Origin of the sequence: Corynebacterium pygosceleis (assembly GCF_016595275.2) — a bacterium.
GTDB classification, from domain to species: Bacteria; Actinomycetota; Actinomycetes; order Mycobacteriales; family Mycobacteriaceae; genus Corynebacterium; species Corynebacterium pygosceleis.
Window position 1 is genome coordinate 299,555 of the sequence record NZ_JAENIQ020000002.1, and the last position, 18,992, is coordinate 318,546.

The window sequence follows — 18,992 nt, forward strand, 5'->3', positions numbered from 1 at the left end:
CAGCGGCGATGCGGCACCGGAGTGACCGGGGAACTTTCCCTCGGCCCTGTCCGTTGAACGGAGTGAGAATCCGATGAAAGCAGGAGGCCAGTATGACGACCACGTCCCAGCAGGGCATTGATGTCGAGGAGCCGGACCGCGGATCACGCCGGGGACAGACCAATGACAATCCGTCAGCTGATCTGGTCCGCGTCTACCTCAACGGAATCGGGAAAACCGCCCTGCTCACCGCCGAGGACGAGGTTCACCTGGCCCAGACCATCGAGATCGGTCTCTACGCCGATCATCTGTTATCGGATCCCGACACGAAATTGACCCGCGCGATGAAGCGTGATCTCAAGGTCCTGTCGAAGCAGGGCAAGCAGGCGCGGTCGCATCTGCTGGAGGCTAACCTGCGTCTCGTGGTCAGTCTGGCGAAGCGGTACACGGGACGCGGGATGCCGCTCCTGGACCTGATCCAGGAGGGTAATCTCGGGCTGATCCGCGCCATGGAGAAGTTCGACTACACGAAGGGCTTCAAGTTCTCGACGTACGCGACCTGGTGGATCCGTCAGGCCATCACCCGGGGCATGGCCGACCAGTCACGGACCATCCGCCTTCCGGTCCATCTGGTGGAGCAGGTCAACAAGCTCTCCAGGATCAAGCGTGAGCTGTACCAGAGCCTGGGCCGTGAGGCCACCAACGAGGAACTCGCCGAGGAGAGTGGCATCGACGAGTCGAAGATCGAGATGCTCCTCCGGCAGTCCCGTGATCCGGTGAGCCTGGATATGCCCGTCGGTGCCGATGAGGAAGCTCCGCTGGGGGATTTCATCGAGGATTCGGACGCTACCGACGCGGAGGCTGCGGTGGTCGCTTCCCTCCGGCATTCGGATGTGCGTGCCGTACTCGCTTCGTTGGAGGTCAGGGAGCAGGAGGTCATCCGTCTCCGGTACGGCCTCGATGACGGTGTACCCCGGACCCTCGACCAGATCGGACGGCGTTTCGGCCTGTCCCGTGAACGCGTCAGACAGATCGAACGCGAAGTGATGAGCAAACTGCGTGACGGTGAACGGGCGGACAAGCTCCGCGCGTACGCCAACTGAGTGTTCCTCCCGGACGACGCAACCGTCGGACGTCGCGCCGTCTCCGCCCGCCGGTTTCCGCCCGCCGTCGGACGGAAACCGGTACGCTTGGCCGGTGACGGGGACTGTCGTGTTTCCACCGTCAAACCTGGATGACCACCGGTTTCGCGTCCGCGTGTGCCTGTTCGACTCCAGTGGACCTTTCGGGCGCCACCGGACACCGCCGTGGATCAGGTTGGGCGGGGGTACTCCCGACCCCCCACGGGAACAACGCTCGCCTCCGCCACGTTGGTCCTTGTGCGACGGTAGTGGACGTCCGGGCACCATGTTCCAGGTGACGGCCCGGCCCCGTCGGATTACCGGTGCTCGATGACGCGGCAGCGGACACTATGGATTTACCGAGCGCATAATTACCTGAGGAAAGGCGTTACATCCGTGAAGGATCTGGTCGACACCACCGAAATGTACCTCCGCACCATCTACGAGTTGGAGGAGGAGGGCGTCGTGCCGTTGCGTGCACGCATCGCCGAGCGCCTGGAGCAGTCCGGCCCCACGGTGAGCCAGACCGTGGCCCGGATGGAGCGTGACGGTCTCGTCCATGTCGCGTCCGACCGGAGCCTCAAGATGACTGACGCGGGCCGTTCGACGGCCATTGCCGTGATGCGCAAGCATCGCCTCGCAGAGCGCCTGTTGACCGACAAGATCGGGCTGGACATCCTCAAGGTTCACGCGGAGGCGTGCCGCTGGGAGCATGTGATGAGTGTCGAGGTCGAACGTCGACTCGTGGAGGTTCTGGAGGACTTCTGCTCGAGCCCCTTCGGCAACCCCATCCCGGGGCTGGACGAACTCGGTGTCGAGGATACCGAGAGGGTTTCCTTCGGGGAACGTGCCATCGACCTGCCGCAGGGTGAAACCCTGAAATGTCGCGTCGTGCAGTACAACGAGATCCTGCAGGTTGATGTCGCCCAGCTGAAGGCCCTCATCGAGGCCGGTATCACCATCGGTTCGGAGGTGGAGGCGGTCAACGCCGAGGGCGTCGTGGCCCTCACCCTCGACGGCAGGAGTGTCACCGTCGACCAGGACCTCGGTCACGCTGTCCGGGTCAAGCGCCTGGACTGACGCACACTCCGTGGGGTCGACCGGTGACGGTCGGCCCCACTTTCCCATTTTCAGCGGCAACTCTCGAGAATCAGATCGAACCGCCCACGACGGTAGGCGGAGAGCAGGAGTCCCGTCAGACGGTGACCCGGATCCTCGTCGTGGGAGCTCCTGAGGGCGGGCCAGATCCGCGTCGTACGGCCACACACGATCGACGTGACCGCGTGGACGCACAGGGCATTGCACCTGATCTCACCGCTGAAGGTCCGGGCGGCCGCCAACATCAGGCCAGCCAGGGGCCGCGCGACGTCCGGTGAGAGCACGTGTCCCAGGACCACATCCCGCACCTGTGCGCGGACAGTGATTTTCGCCGCGACCGCGAGCATCCGTTCGGACTCCGGGAGTTCACCGCCGGTGCCACCGGAACACCGTATTCCGTCGAGCAACGCCACGGTGCGGTGTTCTACCGTTCTCCGCCCCGCAGCGTCCTCTCCGGTGGGCCCCTCCCCCAGGACTCCCGCCGCCCAGCTCTCCGCGTCAACGACGATCCGGGCGATGGTCGTGTCGGGGAGACGGCCAGGACGCCGGGCGAAATACTCCAGACTCTCCCGCCTGTTGAGCTCCGGCAGCACACCTTCCGCCGACACCAGTGCCCGCATCGCCGCTCCCGTGGCGACATCGGGGACCACTCCCGTACGGCGGTGCCCGACGGCGTCCCGACTACGGGGGTTCACCGTGAGCATCCTGTACGGGATGCCCGACATGATGTGCGGAACCCACCAGACCGCCGGGACCAGGATGTTCCACTTCTCCGCCTCCGCGCACAGCATCGTGGCGATGCCGGTCATCCCGCAGTCCGCGTCCTCCCCTATGAGGAACCCGAAGGCGACGGTCACCCCGATGTCACCGAGTGCTCCGAGGGTCGCGGAAACTGCCTCCATGTCCGATACGTCCGCCCGGGTCACCGGACCTATCCGTGACCGCGTATTTCCCGGTTCCCCCGGATCCAGGGCGACCATGACCAGGGATTCACCCGGATAGAAACCGAGAAAGACGGGAATGCTCGCGATCAGATCGCCCGGTACCGATAGTGTTTCTGTCATGCACCCACCGTGGTACACGACGCCACCCGTGGGACCGTGGGATCGCCCGTTCATCGTGTTCCGGAACCGTACCTGTACCCGGTGCACAGGTCCCGACCACGTGTCTGGCAGGGGAACCGTGCGACGGTGTATTCTTGTGGGTCAGTCTCCGTCACCCGGTGTCGCACCGAAGTTTCCCCTGAAAAATCCTGGAGGACCTGAACGGCGCTGAAGGACGCTGAAGGATTCTGTGGGATTCTGAGGGACCCTGCGGGACCCTGTGGGACGCTGAAATGCCCTGAAGAACCCGGAGTGAACGGGAAGACCGGGCGCGTGTGCCGTCCCTCCGGGGAACTCCGATACACCCGGTGACACCGGAACGATCCGTCCGGCGTCCACGCACGGAATATCCGTGCCCCGGATGCGGTTGGGGTACACGAGGTGTCCCACCGGGACGGCGGACGGTGTTCCGGCGGTCGGCCGACGGCCCGGAGAACGAGCGCAACCACGTACGAAGGAGGATGGCGCATGCAGGACAGCAGTCGTCGCATGTATGAGCTGGAGTACCCCGCGCCCGAGATGAAGCCGAAGGACGGAACCACTCTGGTGGTGGCTCTCCAGGGGTACGCGGATGCCGGGCAGGCCGTGGATTCTTCCGCCGCTCATCTCCTGGGGTCCCTGGAGAACAGTCCCGTCGCGGTGTTCAACAATGATGAGCTCATCGACTACCGTTCACGTCGTCCGGCGGTCCGGATCTCGGATCATGAGGTCGTGGGCATGGATGAGCTCACCCTGGGTCTCTACGCCATGCGGGATACCGTGGGGCATCCGTTCCTTCTGCTCGCCGGTCCCGAACCCGACATGCGGTGGAACGCCTTCACCGACGCCGTGATCGACCTCTCCGAGAGGTTCAACGTCGCCAGGACCCTCTGCCTCTATTCCGCACCGATGGCGGTCCCGCACACCCGGCCACTGCTCGTCACCGCGCACGGGTCCTCCGAGGAGATCACGCGCCGTCATTTCCGGGTGCACAGCAGCATGACACTTCCGGGATCCGCTTCACTCCAGCTCGAGTACGTTCTGGGATCCAGGGGGAGCCAGGTCGCCGGTTTCACGGCACATGTCCCCCACTACATCGCGGCATCGAACTACCCCGAGGCCACGCTGAAGCTGCTCCGCTCGGTCGAGACGGCCGGGTCACTGTCGCTTCCACTGGGGAGTCTCGAACAGGATTCCGCCAGAATGATGACGCTCCTCCGTGACCAGGTCGATGATTCCGGTGAGATCGCGGGAATGGTCCAGTCCCTGGAACAGAGCTACGACGAGGAACTCGAGTCCTACCGCGAGGACAATCCCGAGGCTCTCCTCCCCGGGGAAACCGGGGCGGCCGACGGTGAGGCGCTGGCGGAGGAGTTCGAGCGTTTCCTCGCGACGGTGGACACCGACGACCGGGAGGGGCCGACGTCGTCTGATCCGGCCCCGGGATCTCCGGAAGCCACCGGTGGATCAACGGTGGAACACGGTGAAGGCACCGATGACGACGGAGAGGGGTCCTAGACGGTCCCCGCCAATGGCGCGTGTCCCCGGGGGACCGTTACCCTGGGGTGTGTGACCCTGACCCAGATTCTCCCCGACCTGTCCGACGTTCCCGATTCCCTGATCGATGACTGCATCTGGGATTCATTCATCGGCTGGACGAGGGAGAAGGGGATCAGCCTGTATCCGGCGCAGGAGGAGGCGGCGTTCGCCGTACTGGCGCGGAACAACGTCATCTTGGCCACCCCCACCGGGTCCGGCAAGTCGATGGTGGCGACGGCCGCCCATTTCATCGCCTTGGCGCGCGGTCAACGGACGTTCTACACCGCACCGATCAAGGCGTTGGTGAGCGAGAAGTTTTTCGCCCTGTGCGATATCTTCGGCCCGGAGTCGGTGGGCATGATGACCGGCGACGCCACCGTCAACGGCGGTGCCCCGATCATCTGCGCGACCGCCGAGATCGTCGCCAACATCGCCCTGCGTGACGGCGCTGACGCGGACATCGACCAGGTCGTGATGGATGAGTTCCACTACTACTCGGAGCCTGATCGTGGGTGGGCCTGGCAGATCCCCCTCCTCGAGTTGACCGGAGCTCAGTTTCTCCTGATGTCGGCGACCCTGGGTGACACCGCCTGGTTGGAGGAGGACCTGACCCGGCGAACGGGACGGGCCACCGAGCTGGTGGCGGGTAGTGAGCGCCCCGTCCCACTGGAGTTCTCCTACGTCCACACACCGGTGCACGAAACCATCGAGGCGCTGGTGGAACAGAACAAGGCGCCCGTGTACGTGGTGCATTTCGCGCAGCGCGAGGCGATTGAACGCGCACAGGCGCTGACCTCGATGTCGATCATCGACAAGGAGACGAAGGAGAGGATCGTCGCGGAGATCGGCGACTTCCGCTTCAGCACGACCTTCGGGCGGACCCTGTCCTCGCTGCTGCGCAAGGGCATCGGGGTCCACCACGCCGGTATGCTGCCGAAGTACCGCCGACTCGTGGAGAAGCTCTCGCAGACCGGTCTGCTCAAGGTGATCTGCGGAACCGACACCCTCGGCGTCGGTATCAATGTGCCCATCCGTACGGTGCTGATGACCGGTCTGTCCAAGTTCGACGGTACGAGCCAGCGTATGATCAAGTCGCGTGAGTTCCACCAGATCGCCGGACGGGCCGGCCGTGCGGGGTACGACACGGTGGGACACGTCGTCATCGAGGCCCCGGAGCACGAGATAGAGAACTTCCGGCTGCGCCAACGCGCCGGGAGTGACCCGAAGAAGTTGAAGAAGCTGCGGAAGAAGGCGGCCCGTCCGGGCGAGGTCAGCTGGACCGAGAAAACCTACGCGCGCCTGACCACCGCTGAACCGGAGGCTCTGAGCAGCCAGTTCCGGATCTCCACCTCGATGCTGCTCAACGTCATCGCACGCCCGGGCGACGGATTCGCGCACATGCGTCACCTACTGCGGGACAACCACGACACCCGCCGGAAACAGAACAAGGACATCCTGACCGCGATCGAGCTGTTCCGTGGTCTGGTCTCCGCGGGAATCGTCGAGCGGGTCCCCGACGGACCGGATCACACCGGGCGCCACTGGCACCTGACCGAGGATCTCCAGCGGGACTTCGCGCTCAACCAACCGCTGGCACCCTTCGCGCTGGCTGCGCTCGATCTCCTCGACCCGGAATCCGACACCCACGTCCTCGACGTCATCAGTGTCTTCGAATCGATCCTCGACGACCCCCGTCAGCTCCTCATCGCGCAGCAGCGGGCAGAGCGGGGTGAGGAGATAGCCGCCCTCAAAGCCGAGGGCGTCGATTACACCGAGAGAATGGCCATCGTCGAGGACATCACCTGGCCGAAACCACTCGAGGAGCTTCTGGAGACGGCCTACGAATCCTACGCCGAGGGACACCCGTGGGTCAGGGAGTTCGAACTGCGCCCGAAATCGGTCGTCCGTGACATGATCGAGCACGGGATGACCTTCTCCGATGTGATCGCCACCTACGGTCTCGCCCGGAGCGAGGGGGTTGTTCTGCGTTATCTCACCGATGCGTGGCGCACCCTCAGACAGTCCGTTCCGCCCGAGCACACCACGGAGGAACTCGAGGACATCATCGTCTGGCTCGGTGAGATGATCCGGCAGGTCGATTCCTCCCTCGTCGACGAATGGGCGCAGATGGCGGATCCGGATGCACCGGTGTCCAGGGAGACACTGGAACGGGAACTGGCTTACGGGGTCGAGGATCCGACCGCGTTGACCGCGAACCGTCGCGCTTTCACGATCATGGTGCGCAACGCCATGTTCCGGCTGGTGGAACTGTTCGCCTTCGAGAAGGAGGATCAGCTCGCCGAGTTCACGGAGTACCTGGACTCTCCCCCGGATTTCGCCGCAGGCATGGACGACTACTTCGCGGAGTACGCGGACATGGACACCGGCCCCGCAGCCCGTGGTCCGGAGTTCTTCCGTCTGAAACCCGAAGGCAGGTCATGGAGTGTCCGGCAGATCCTCAAGGATCCCGAGGGAGACAATTCCTTCGCCTTCGTGGCGACCGTCGACCTGGATGCCTCGGATGCGGCAGGGGAGGTCCGTTTCTCGGATCTCGTCCTCGAACACCACTAGCCGGAGGGGAACCGCTCACCCCACCCGTCGGGTCGTACTGGTTCCGTCGGCGTCGAACCATGTGCAGCGGACCCCGCCACGGTCCTCGGCCAGGACGGTGGCGACATGCTCACGCCCCACCGGAAGCAACCTGACGGTGACGCTCCCCCCGGACAGTGCGGCGACGATCCCGACCGCCTCGGTGCACACGGTGTCCACCCCCTCGCGCTCATCCTCCGCATCACGTCGTCCGGCACGGGCGAGGAGCTCCCCGCTGCCGGAACGTTCATCGAGGAGAGACACGCGCACACCCCGCAGACGCGCCTTCCAGACGGCCTCGGTGAGAACCGGGACATCGAGCAGGGGCGAGCGGATCGAATCACGGAGACGGAGCTCCAGCAGCCCGGCACCACGCACCCTCTCATCCTCGGGGAGCTCCGGATCGAGCACATGCTGCACCTGTTCACCGATCCACGTGCAGTTCTCCTCCAGGTAGCGGCTCATGGTCCGGTTTCGGGCCCGGTCGATGATGCGGTGGCTCGACCTCCGCACCACGTAGGGAAGTCCCGCCGTCGCCCGGCGAAGCAGCAACGGGAGCAGTCCACCGGCGACGATCGACGGGATGAAATGCAGCACCCGCAATTCGATGCCCTGCAGGTCATACCCCCGCGAAGCCACCGTCACAGCGACCGCGAAACACACTGCCGCGGTACCGATCGCGATTCCGGGCCGACGTCGCATGGCCAGCAGCGGCAGAGACACCTGCAGGGCGTACATCCACCAGCCCTGCGGCCACGTTCCCCCCGTGGGTTCACCGATGGCCGTGCCCGCCGCGACCATCAGCACCGAGGCGACCGCCACGACACCGGTGGCGCCCCGCCCCAGTTGTTCCCCCTCCCCGTGAACGACCCCGAACATGGCCGCGACCAGGGCTCCCGCCGCAATCCACCAGGCCGGACCGAAAACCGGAGGGTCCCCCACCAGGGACAGTCCCAGAAACTCCACGACCACGAATGCGGCGAAGTAGTGACTGAATGTCACCGACAGTCCCGCGAACGTCATCAGCGGCGGGAAACCCGGAAGATCCGCCGTCCCGACATCCGGTTCCCCCGAGCTCCCGTCGCCGGACCACCCCACCGTGACGACGGTCCCCTCCCCCGGAGCGGATTCGACGTGGGCACGGCACCCCGGGGTGGTGGTGACCCGTCCGATGATCGCCTTCCTCACCCCCGCGCGGTCCGCCGGTACGGTGTCCGGATCGAACCCCTTTCCGTCGTCTGAGAAACTGATCTCGCAGGACAGCTTCCCGTCCCCGGTGAGACGGACCCTGAACCTGCATCTCCGGTGGGCGTCCGGGGCGTGGCGCACCGAATTCCGGCAGGCCTCCTGCAGTGCATCGCACAGTGCGGCCACCGCGGCACCGGGGATGATCTTCGTCGGCGGTAGATGGCCGGAGGGTTCGATGACGGTGTCCGGTGCCGTCGCACCGATACTGCGGATGATGGAGTGGACGAGGTCACCGGCGGTGAACCGGACCACCTCAGAGGGGATCTCCCCAGGCCTGAGGTGGTGCAGAACAGTTGCGGCCACGGCGGGCCGCTGCCCACCTGCGACCGCCCTGAGCAGGGTGAGCACCGTGTCATGGACGTGTGCCAGGAACCGTGCCTCCGTCTCACAGAGAACCCGGTTCCGGATCACCGTCTCGGTCATCTGGTTCATCCCCGCCAGCTCCCGGTCGACCCTCCGCGCAGCTGAACGCGCGTAGGCGAAGGCGAGCAGAAAGGGAAGGACGACCGCCACCGCGTGCCCTGCGGAGAGTACCTGAGTGGTGACGGTTGCGGCGTCGTTGTTGAGCGGTGCGCTCAGGACGAGGAGAACGAGGGCGAGGAGAATTCCGTACGGTGGGGCGAAGGCCGCCGCCAGCATGATCGCGGGAAGTCCCGCACTGTCCCCGATGTAGGATTCCGCCAGGGGAGACGAATCCAGAACCCTCCGCATGTAGACGTCCGTCCCCAGGACGGCGACGTAGCTGAGACCGGCCGTCGCCATCGCCGCCCGGTACAGTGCGGCGCACGGGGACAGGCACACGGGAAACTGGATGAGGGCGCAGCACAGGAGAATGATCCACACGACGGCGTCCAGGGGGTTGTCCCTGAACTGTGACCAGCCGCCCGCCAGAATGTGGGAGCCGTGCCGGGAGAACACCATCTGCAGCGCCCAGACCAGACCCGTGGTGACGGCGGTGACCCGGAGCACGGACACTTCGGCGTCCCGGCGCCGGAGGCCGGAATCCCGGGACGGAGACTGCGGAACCCACCCACGGTGGGTCGGGGCGGGTCTCAGCACGCCCGGCCCCGGAGCCGGGCCACCATCGGAACCGTGACGACTCATGTGCTTCGCCGTGCTCCCTTCATTTTTTGTCGGTGTCCGGAGGTTCCGTGGCCGGGAAGCGATTCAGTCGTTCTCCAGCGGTCCGGGCAGGTACCCGTCCTCCTGTGCGACCCTGTAGAGGTCCACCTTGCTTCCCCCCTGACGACCGGCCTCACTGTACTTCTCCCGGATACGGTTGAGATGGTCCTGCACGGTGGGGGTCTTGAGGCCCGTGGCCCGGGCGACGGAATCCGCGGTCATGCCTGCGGCGTAGCTGGTGAGGATCTGCAGCTGCCGGTCCGTCAGGTCGAGTGCGTGCTCAAGCGGGTGCGAGTCAATCAACGAGGCCCAGTCACTCGTAGCGTAGGTGCCGTCCACCGCGGCTATCCTGATCGCCCCGATCAGTTCCGTGACATCGACGGACTTCTGGACGAGGCCGTTGACATCGGCGAGCATGGCCCGCCGCATCAGGAAGGGACTCTCCATCGCGGAGAACACGAGCACCTTGAGACCGCGTTTCCGGAGTCTCGAGACGTTGTCGTAGGGGTCCGATGAATCCCGTAACCGGAGATCGAGGAGAACCAGATCAACGACGGGGGCATCGGCGCTGTCGAGAAAGGCGATCAGTTCCGTGACATCCGGGAAACACCCGACCAGCGAGCATTCATCCGATCCGGCGAGAACACTGCGGATCCCGGCGAGGGCGACATCATGGTCATCCACGGCTACGACTCTTACGCTCATGCCGTCAGATTAGTTGCTTCAGGGGAGCTTCTCGCCTCCTTTCAGAACGGGTGACCCCGGTCCGGGGAGGTCGAACAGCACCCCGGGACACGAAAAGCTGACCCCCGGCCCGGGAAAACCGGGACGGGGGTCAGCGGATGCACGGCAAACCGGTGCCGGTGCCGGGAGATCTAACGTGCGGCCTCGATCTGGACGGCCTGGGCGACGCCGGAGATCGTCGCGGCGATCTTGACGGCCTCGAAGACCTGTTCCTTGGTGAGTCCCTCACCACGGACGGTCTTGTCGTGCGCCATGGTGCAGTCGGGGCAGCCGTTGATCGTGGAGACAGCCAGCGACCACAGCTCGAAGTCGACCTTGTCGACGCCGGGCTTGCCGATGATGTTCATGCGCAGGCCCATCTTGACCTGGGTGTAGTCGTCACCGAGGAATTCCTTGGCACGGTAGGCGACGTTGTTCATGGCCATGATCGACGCGGCACCGAGGGCGGCCTCGACCGCCTCATCCGACAGGTGGCTCGAAGCCTCCTCCGAGATCTCGGAGAACACGGTGTCATTGCGGGTGGCCGCCGCGCAGGCCAGGAAGGTTCCCCAGAGCTGCTGCTCGCTGAGCTCGGTGCTCCGGGCGAGGCTGCTCAGGTTGAGCTTCAGGTCCTTGGCGTACTCGGGAAGTCCGGACTTCAGGTTGTCGATCGACATTTACTTCAGCTCCTCCTTCAGGACATCCATCTTGTCGATGTTCTTGGTGGGGTCGTTCTTCTGCCAGTTGCAGGCGCAGACCTCCTCGGACTGGAGTGCGTCCAGCACGCGGAGCACCTCGTCGACGTTGCGGCCGACGGCATCCGGGGTCACGGAGACGAACTGGATGATGCCGTCAGGGTCGACGATGAAGGTTGCACGATCGGCGACACCGTCGGCGTTCTCGACACCGAGGGCACGCATCAGGTCGTGGCGGATGTCGGCGAACATCGGGAACGGGACGGTCTTCAGCTCGGGGTGCGTCGCACGCCAGTTGAAGTGGGAGAACTCGTTGTCACCGGAGCCGCCGAGAATCTGCGTGTCGCGGTCCTGGAACTCCTCGTCGAGCTTGCCGAAGGCGGCGATCTCGGTCGGGCAGACGAAGGTGAAGTCCTTCGGGTAGAAGAAGAACACCTTCCACTTGCCCTCGAAGGAGTCGTTGGAGACGGTCTCGAAGTAATCCTCGGGCTGGTTGGCCTTCACGTCGTGGAGGGAACCGCCCTTGAGTGCGGTGAGCGAGAATTCCGGGAACTTGTCACCGATGGTCAGCAATGCCATGTCGTGCCTCCTGATTGTGGTCGGGTAGAAGATAGTCTGTTCTTTTCATCCGTCCGCACCCCGGCCCGATTGAGGAGCCGGCGTCGGACACTGACGAGTATGCCTGCCTCAACCGGACACGTCAAAAGGTTTAACTTTAGGGTGTGTTATATAGTAATAGGCATGAGCAATAAAGAGTACCGTCCGACGCTCGCACAGTTGCGAACCTTCGTCACCATCGCGGAAAACCGCCACTTCGGCACAGCCGCGGCAAAGCTGTCCATCTCCCAGCCGAGCCTGTCGCAGGCACTCGTCGCCCTGGAGACCGGACTGGGGGTGCAGCTGATAGAAAGGTCCACCCGCCGTGTCATCGTCACCCCGACCGGAGAGGAACTTCTGCCGTCCGCGAAGGCGACCCTCGACGCCGCCGAAACCTTCCTCGCCATGGCCCGCGGGGCATCCGGCAGCCTGACCGGACCACTGACCCTGGGGATGATCCCGACCGTCGCCCCGTACATCCTGCCCAATCTCCTTCACCGGGTCACGTCGGATCTGCCGGACCTCCAGCCCTGCATCATCGAGGACCAGACCCGGCACCTCGTCGAACAGCTCCGCGACGGACAGATAGACTGCGCCGTCGTCGCCCTCCCCGTGACCGGGACCGGGCTCACCACCATCCCCCTCTACGACGAGGATTTCGCGATCGTCGTCCCCGCCCCCTCCCCGATGGCGGGGAGGGAGGACGTGACCCTGCCGGAGCTGAGGAAACTCAATCTCCTCCTCCTCGACGACGGCCACTGCCTCCGGGACCAGATCATCGACCTCTGCCAGAGCCAGGACTTCTCCCCGACCCCGCAGGGCCCCGGGACCGCGACGACCCGCGCCGCCAGCCTGTCGACGGTGATGCAGTGCGTCGCGGGTGGACTCGGCGCCACTCTCGTACCCGTGAGTGCCGTCCCCTCCGAGTGCGACAGGCCGGGGCTCGCGGTCGCACGTTTCACCGACGGAGTCAGTGCGCGACGGACGATCGGACTCGCCTACCGTGCCTCATCGGCCCGTCGCGAGGAGTTCCAGCAACTCGGTGAACTGATACGTGGCGCGTACGACGACATCGTCACGGATCTCGCCGCCCCGTCGGGAGCGTCCCCTTCCACGGAGACCTCCGACAACCGGTGAGCTGATCCGTCCGGACCCACGGCCGGTTAAGATGAACACCTAGTGATGACAACGACTGACTCCAGCCCCCAGGCCACTCCCCCGTCGAAGAAAGAGCTGCTCGAACGGCTCGACGGTGTCACGATCACCGACGAACGGGCACTTCGTCGACGGCTCCGTAAGGCGCGCTCCCCCCGTGCGCTCCAGGCGATCGCCCGGGACGTCGACACGGCCCGGGTGAAACTGGCGGCCCGCGAGGCGGCCGTACCGGAGATCACCTATCCGGAACAACTGCCCGTGACCGCCCGCAGAGAGGACATCGCTGCGGCGATCCGGGACAATCAGGTCGTCATCATCGCCGGTGAGACGGGATCCGGCAAGACCACCCAGATACCGAAGATCTGTCTCGAACTGGGACGCGGCCGCCGGGGCCTGATCGGTCACACGCAACCCCGGAGACTGGCGGCCCGGACGGTGGCTGAACGTGTGGCCGAGGAACTGGGACAGGGCGTCGGCGAATCCGTCGGTTACGCCATCCGCTTCGATGACCGTGTGTCCGCGTCAACATCCGTGAAGCTCATGACCGACGGCATTCTCCTCGCCGAGATGCAACGGGACCGCCACCTCAACGCGTATGACACCATCATCATCGACGAGGCCCATGAACGAAGCCTCAACATCGATTTCCTCCTGGGGTACCTGAAGCAGCTCCTCCCCCGTCGCCCCGACCTCAAGGTCATCGTCACATCGGCGACCATCGACCCCGAGGCTTTCGCGGAGCACTTCCACGACGCCTCGGGACGGCCTGCACCGGTCATCGAGGTGTCCGGCCGCACCTTTCCGGTCGAGGTCCGTTACCGGCCCCTCGAGTTCGAGGTGGACGGGAAGACCGTCGACCAGGATCCACTCGACGGCCTGCTGGAGGCCATCGAGGAACTCATGGCCCTGGGCCCCGGAGACATCCTCTGTTTCTTCGCCGGCGAGAGCGACATCCGCGACGCCATGGAAGCCATCGAGGGCCGTCGGTGGAGAGGCGTCGAAGTCACCCCGCTGTTCGGGCGACTCTCCAACGCCGAACAGCACAGGGTGTTCTCGGGCCACCGGGGCCGCAGGATCGTCCTCGCCACCAACATCGCCGAGACCTCACTGACCGTCCCCGGCATCCACTACGTCGTCGACACCGGACTGGCACGTATCTCCCGTTACTCGGTCAGGACGAAGGTCCAGCGTCTGCCGATCGAACCCATTTCCCAGGCCTCCGCCAATCAACGTTCCGGTCGCTGCGGTCGTGTCGCCGACGGAGTGGCCGTCCGGTTGTACTCCGAGGAGGACTTCACCTCCCGTCCGGAATTCACCGACCCCGAGATCCTCCGCACCAATCTCGCGAGCGTCATCCTCCAGATGGCGTCGCTACGCCTCGGTGACATCACCGAATTCCCCTTCATCCAGGCTCCCGACAACAGGGCCGTCCGGGACGGCCTGCTTCTTCTCCATGAACTCGGGGCCCTCACGGACGGCGAGGACAACGGTGCACCCGAGCTGACACCGGTGGGCCGTCAGCTCGCACGCATCCCCGTCGACCCCCGCATGGCCCGCATGCTCGTCGAGGCGGAGAAGCTCGGATGTCTGCACGACGTACTCGTCATCGTCGCGGCGCTCACGATCCAGGATGTACGCGAGCGCCCCCTCGACCACCAGGCCCAGGCGGACCAGGCTCACGCCCGGTTCAGGGACACCACCTCGGATTTCCTCGGGTACCTGAAGTTGTGGGGGTACCTCCACGACACCCGCGACGGGATGACCGGGAACGCCTTCAGGAAGCGGATGAAGAAGGAGTTCCTCCACTACGTCCGTATCCGTGAGTGGTTCGACCTCGTGCGCCAGCTCCGCACCGTCACCCGGCAACTCGGTTGGACGGCGGATCAGGATGTCGCGACGAAGACGGATCCGGGTTCCGTTCACACTGCCCTGTTGGCCGGCCTGCTCTCACACATAGGCATGCGCATCAGCGATTCCAGGGAGTTCCAGGGTGCACGCGGGACGAAGTTCATGGTGTTCCCCGGCTCGGCGCTCGCCAAGAAGCCACCGCAGTTCGTCATGGCCGCGGAGCTCGTCGAGACCTCACGCCTGTGGGCCCGCGATGTCGCACGAATCGAACCGGAGATGGTGGAGCGGACGGCACCTCACCTCCTGCGGCACTCCTACTCCGAACCGTTCTGGTCGGCGAAACGTACCGCGGCGATGGCACATCAGAAATCGACGCTCTACGGAGTCACCATCATCGCCGACCGTACCGTGCCCTACCACCGGGTCGACCCGGTCACCGCCCGGGACATGTTCATCAGGCACGCCCTCATCGAAGGTGACTGGACCACGCACCACACGTTCTTCCACGACAACCGTGCGATGCTGGAGGACGCGGCGGGACTCGAGGACAAGGCCCGTCGACGTGACATCGTCGTCGACGAAGACGCACTGTTCGACTTCTACGATTCACGTCTCCCGGACTCGGTCACCACCGGGAGAAACTTCGATTCCTGGTGGAAGAAGACCCGCGCACAGAATCCCGACCTCCTCAGTTTCGATCCTGAGGCCCTCATCAGTGAGGCCGACCACGGCATCAGCGAGGAGGCCTTCCCCGACTTCTGGCGCCAGGGCAGTCTGGACTATGCCCTGACCTACCACTTTGAGCCCGGGGCCGATGATGACGGTGTCACCGTGCGGATACCGGTACCACTCCTCGCCGGTGTCGCCGACGAGGGATTCGACTGGCTGGTTCCGGGTGTCCGCCGCGAACTGGTGACGGAACTCATCCGTACCCTGCCGAAGGCGCTCCGTCGCTCGGTCGTCCCCGCACCCGACTTCGCCGAACGGGCCCTTCCTCTCCTGCGCCCCTATTCGGGAACGATCTGCGCCCAACTCGCCGACGCACTTCGCCGCCTCGGGGGACACGGCATCAACGACACGGATTTCCGTCCGGGGAACCTGCCGGATCACCTCCGCGTCAGTTTCGCCGCGGTCGACAAGCGCGGCAGAGTGATAGACCGTGACAGGGACCTCGGGGCACTGAAGCGACGGAATGTGGAGCAGATCAGTGCGTCGGTCAACCGTGTGAGCAGAGGCATCCAACGTGCGACGTCCAGGAACTGGGATCCCGGTGCGATCGGGGACATTGAACCCGAGGTACTCACCAGGGTCGACGGCCAGGAGGTCACGGCGTATCCGGCGTTGGTGGCGACGCCGGACGGTGTCGCCGTCCGTGTCATGCCGACCAGGGAGGCCGCCGACGCGTCGATGCTCACCGCCACCCTCACCCTTCTCATGCGGGAGATCCAGGTGTCGACGAAACAGATGCTCAAGGGCCTTCCACTGAAGCAACGTGTCGCGGTCGAGAACTATCCCCACGGCGGCGCCGACGGCCTGGTCAACGACGCCCGCGTCGCAGCGATCAGGGACGCACTCATCGAGGCAGGTGGACCGGTCCGCACACCGGATGCATTTCGTGAACTCGTGGCGACAATCTCCCCCGACATCCCACGCCGGGTCCGTCAGATGGTGACCGGCCTCGCACCCGGGCTCGTCGACTACCACCGCGTCGCCGATGAACTCGCGCAGTGGAACGGTGACGCCATCGACGACATGCGTGCCCAACTGGATTTCCTGCTCCCGGCCCACGCTGTTTCCGTGCACGGCTTCAACCACCTGAGGCACCTCCCCAGGTATCTGGAGGCGATGGTGATCCGACTGGACTCGATGGAGCAGGATCCCGACCGCGATGCGGACAATCAGGAGACCGTCCGCTCCGCCGTCGACTATCTCGAGACCAGACTGAGCAAGCTGCCGGAGAATCGCGCGAAGAGGAGTGACGTCAAGGAGATCCGTTGGATGATCCAGGAGCTCCGTGTCAGCCTGTACGCCCAACGTCTGGGCACCCCACGACCTGTCAGTGTGAGACGCATCCAGAAATCAGTAGATTCGCTGCGCTGATCCGAGGACGCCCCCGGCATCCCCGAACCACGGAAGGTTTCTAGGTTTCACGGGACCGCCTGCGCATCAGGCGGATCTCCGACTCGAAGTCACCGGCCGACTCGAAGGACTTGTAGACGGATGCGAAACGCAGATAGGCAACCTCATCCAGCTCCCGCAGTGGTTTGAGGATCGCGAGGCCGATCGTGTTGGCGGGGACCTGCGAACTGCCGTGTTGACGAACCGTCTCCTCAACCTGTTGGGCGAGGCGCTTGAGGGCGTCATCCGAGACATCCCTCCCCTGACACGCACGTCGGACGCCCGTGATGACCTTCTCCCTGCTGAAGGGTTCTGAGATGCCGTTCCTTTTCACGACCATGAGAACGGCTTTCTCCACCGTGGTGAACCGACCGTGGCAGTTGCTGCACTCACGCCGACGCCTCACCGCGGAACCGGCGTCGACGGTCCGGGAATCGATAACCCGGGAAGTGGACTGGTGGCAAAAAGGGCAGTGCACGGATTCATCCTCACAAGGTCAGAGGCTCCGATCTGAACCTCGTCACACATCCTAGTTCCGTTCCACCGCACAGTTGAACCGACCGGACCAGCCGTGGAACGGCTAACGCACCGCGGCGACTGTGTTCGTCGAGAAATGGGCGGCATCCTCAGCCGTGGTGTCCCCGGACGGCGTCGCGACGAGGAAACCCGCGAAGAGCGCACAGCCGATGAGTGCACCCGCCACATACGTGCGTAGCGCCGCTCCCCATCCGGAACCGGTTCCGTCGTCCCATTCCCCGGCGGCCGGATGAACATCCCCCACCCCCTCAGCGATTGGCCCGGGTGTTCTATACGCGGAACCTACTTTTCGAACACCGACACCACCACCGGGGCCCAGTGGACGGCAACGACCGTTCCACACGGACGCGGCCGGAACCACCGAAGCGCGGGGCCGTACCACTGTCTGACGTGCTGTAACATCCGAATTCTGGAGAGTCATGTTCTTTTCCTTCATCATGGTGGAGAGCCTATACCGACCCCGGGACACATCGAACAGAGTAATCGTTAACCTGTTCGAACTCGTTCGTATGTTCGATTTATAACACCCCACCCGGACATTGTCCAGATCCCGACGGAAATTTTCGAACACCCGTGTTAGAATCGGGCGAAATTATGTAGGCTGGGGTGCATCATCCGCACCCCGACCTCCGCAACATCGCCAGAATCATCGAGAACAGATGATCGCGCGGGCCACTGATCCCGCTCGAACAACCAGGACCGACCCGGTGTCGACGGCGGGGCCGCACGCCCCGCACGGAAAACCCCGGACCCGTGGTCCGCATCGTTCACCGGCGGCGGTCAGGGCGGGAGACGACCGTTCCCCCGCCCGCCGGCGGTAACGTCCGGTACCGGATGACAACAGACAACACAGACCCAGGAGCCCCGATGTCGAACGCAGGCAAGCCAGATCCGTCCGAACTCTCCCCCCGGCAGCGCCGGATCCTCGAGGTCATCCGGGATGCGGTCGTCCTCCGGGGATACCCGCCGAGCATCCGCGAGATCGGCGATGCAGCGGGCCTTCAGTCCACCTCATCCGTGGCCTACCAGCTGAAGGAACTGGAGAAGAAGGGCTTCCTCAGGCGCGATCCGAACAAGCCCCGCGCGGTCGACGTGCGCCACATGCCCACCCCCGCGCGTCGCAAAGACAGGAAGGTCACGGAACCGGACGTCAGCGAGCGTGCGCAGACGAGCATGATCCCGGCGGTCGGTTCAATCGCGGCGGGCAGCCCCATTCTCGCTGAGCAGAATGTCCAGGAGTACTACCCCCTCCCGACGGAGTTCGTGGGTGACGGCGAACTGTTCATGCTCGAGGTGGTCGGCGAGTCGATGCGTGACGCCGCCATCCTCGACGGGGACTGGGTCATCATCAGGAGCCAACCGGTCGCCGAGCAGGGCGAGTTCGTCGCGGCGATGATCGACGGTGAGGCGACCGTCAAGGAATTTCACCGGGATGCGTCGGGGGTGTGGCTACTCCCCCGGAATGACGCCTTCTCACCGATCAACGGAGACAACGCGGAGATCATGGGCAAGGTCGTGTCCGTCATCCGGAAGCTCTGAGC

14 protein-coding genes are annotated in these 18,992 nt (G+C 64.8%); 7 read left to right on the plus strand and 7 right to left on the minus strand.

Features of this window, described 5'->3' with window-relative positions; all coding sequences use genetic code 11:
• Positions 1 to 92: 92 nt before the first annotated feature.
• Together JIM94_RS04680 and JIM94_RS04685 are read left to right on the plus strand one after the other, a co-directional pair.
• On the plus strand, positions 93 to 1,082 hold the full coding sequence (locus JIM94_RS04680; protein ID WP_234040189.1) for a sigma-70 family RNA polymerase sigma factor: 990 nt from the start codon (positions 93 to 95) through the stop codon (positions 1,080 to 1,082).
• Between the two features lie 414 nt (positions 1,083 to 1,496).
• On the plus strand, positions 1,497 to 2,180 hold the full coding sequence (locus JIM94_RS04685) for an iron dependent repressor, metal binding and dimerization domain protein (RefSeq protein WP_200255239.1): 684 nt from the start codon (positions 1,497 to 1,499) through the stop codon (positions 2,178 to 2,180).
• 50 nt (positions 2,181 to 2,230) lie between these two features.
• Here JIM94_RS04685 and JIM94_RS04690 read toward each other — a convergent pair whose 3' ends face one another.
• Entirely contained in the window at positions 2,231 to 3,262 is a 1,032-nt protein-coding gene (locus JIM94_RS04690; RefSeq protein ID WP_200255241.1) for a DUF4192 domain-containing protein, read from the minus strand.
• A 507-nt stretch (positions 3,263 to 3,769) separates the two neighbouring features.
• On the opposite strand from JIM94_RS04690, the gene JIM94_RS04695 reads away from it, so the two are divergent.
• Positions 3,770 to 4,798, plus strand: a complete 1,029-nt coding sequence (locus JIM94_RS04695) for a PAC2 family protein (RefSeq protein ID WP_200255243.1) — start codon at positions 3,770 to 3,772, stop codon at positions 4,796 to 4,798.
• 51 nt (positions 4,799 to 4,849) lie between these two features.
• The gene (locus JIM94_RS04700) at positions 4,850 to 7,390 is read left to right on the plus strand and encodes a DEAD/DEAH box helicase (RefSeq protein WP_200255246.1); all 2,541 of its coding nucleotides are present in this window, start codon (positions 4,850 to 4,852) and stop codon (positions 7,388 to 7,390) included.
• Between the two features lie 15 nt (positions 7,391 to 7,405).
• On the opposite strand, the gene JIM94_RS04705 is transcribed toward JIM94_RS04700, so the two are convergent.
• From JIM94_RS04705 to JIM94_RS04720, 4 genes are all read right to left on the minus strand, one after another.
• Positions 7,406 to 9,625, minus strand: coding sequence for a sensor histidine kinase (locus JIM94_RS04705; protein WP_200255247.1), 2,220 nt, complete (start codon positions 9,623 to 9,625; stop codon positions 7,406 to 7,408).
• 198 nt (positions 9,626 to 9,823) lie between these two features.
• Positions 9,824 to 10,483: a response regulator gene (locus tag JIM94_RS04710; protein ID WP_200255249.1), complete on the minus strand. Its 660-nt coding sequence runs from the start codon at positions 10,481 to 10,483 to the stop codon at positions 9,824 to 9,826.
• Positions 10,484 to 10,653: 170 nt separating this feature from the next.
• The gene (gene ahpD, locus JIM94_RS04715) at positions 10,654 to 11,178 is read right to left on the minus strand and encodes an alkylhydroperoxidase, AhpD family (protein WP_200255251.1); all 525 of its coding nucleotides are present in this window, start codon (positions 11,176 to 11,178) and stop codon (positions 10,654 to 10,656) included.
• A complete protein-coding gene (locus JIM94_RS04720; protein WP_200255252.1) occupies positions 11,179 to 11,775 on the minus strand; it encodes a peroxiredoxin in 597 nt (198 codons plus the stop codon).
• Between the two features lie 162 nt (positions 11,776 to 11,937).
• On the opposite strand from JIM94_RS04720, the gene JIM94_RS04725 reads away from it, so the two are divergent.
• Positions 11,938 to 12,930 carry a hydrogen peroxide-inducible genes activator gene (locus JIM94_RS04725; protein WP_200255254.1) on the plus strand — a complete coding sequence of 331 codons (993 nt, stop codon included), beginning with the start codon at positions 11,938 to 11,940 and terminating at the stop codon, positions 12,928 to 12,930.
• A 45-nt stretch (positions 12,931 to 12,975) separates the two neighbouring features.
• A complete protein-coding gene (hrpA, locus tag JIM94_RS04730; RefSeq protein WP_200255256.1) occupies positions 12,976 to 16,896 on the plus strand; it encodes an ATP-dependent RNA helicase HrpA in 3,921 nt (1,306 codons plus the stop codon).
• A gap of 40 nt (positions 16,897 to 16,936) precedes the next feature.
• Here the strand turns inward: hrpA and nrdR are convergent, their stop codons facing one another.
• The gene (gene nrdR / locus JIM94_RS04735) at positions 16,937 to 17,392 is read right to left on the minus strand and encodes a transcriptional regulator NrdR (RefSeq protein WP_200255258.1); all 456 of its coding nucleotides are present in this window, start codon (positions 17,390 to 17,392) and stop codon (positions 16,937 to 16,939) included.
• Between the two features lie 102 nt (positions 17,393 to 17,494).
• Complete coding sequence (locus JIM94_RS04740) at positions 17,495 to 17,695, minus strand: hypothetical protein (protein WP_200255260.1); 201 nt, start codon at positions 17,693 to 17,695, stop codon at positions 17,495 to 17,497.
• A gap of 623 nt (positions 17,696 to 18,318) precedes the next feature.
• On the opposite strand from JIM94_RS04740, the gene lexA reads away from it, so the two are divergent.
• Positions 18,319 to 18,990 (plus strand): transcriptional repressor LexA, encoded by a 672-nt coding sequence (gene lexA / locus JIM94_RS04745; protein WP_234040198.1) that lies wholly within the window; start codon positions 18,319 to 18,321, stop codon positions 18,988 to 18,990.
• Positions 18,991 to 18,992: the final 2 nt, after the last annotated feature.